Annotated in this window: 1 pseudogene; it reads left to right on the top strand. The window is 64.5% G+C overall.

The window, feature by feature from the left end:
* Positions 1-383, top strand: a pseudogene (locus tag KW825_RS20295) (transketolase); the annotation flags it as partial.

Genomic DNA, 383 nt, shown 5'->3' with positions numbered 1-383 from the left:
GGGCAACGACGAGATCGCCGCCGCCCGTGCCTTCCTGAAATGGGATCACGCGCCGTTCGTCATTCCGTCCGAGATCGCCGCCGAGTGGAATGCCCAGGAGAAGGGCACCAAGCTCGAATCCGACTGGGCTGCCAAGTTTGCCGCCTATGAAGCCGCGCACCCGACCCTGGCAAGCGAGTTCAAGCGCCGCACCGTCGGTGAGCTGCCGGCCAACTGGGCCGCCGAATCTGCCAAGATCATCGAGACCCTGCAGGCTAACCCGGCCAAGATCGCGACCCGTAAAGCCTCCCAGAATTCCCTGGAAGCCTTCGGCAAGCTGCTGCCCGAGTTCATGGGTGGCTCTGCGGATCTGGCGCCGTCCAACCTGACCATGTGGTCCGGCT

The sequence above is a fragment of the Aeromonas sp. sif2433 genome (genome assembly GCF_019218705.1).
GTDB lineage: Bacteria > Pseudomonadota > Gammaproteobacteria > Enterobacterales > Aeromonadaceae > Aeromonas > Aeromonas encheleia.
The sequence above is the reverse complement of the archived record's forward strand: the minus strand, read 5'-3'. Positions and strand labels throughout refer to the sequence as shown.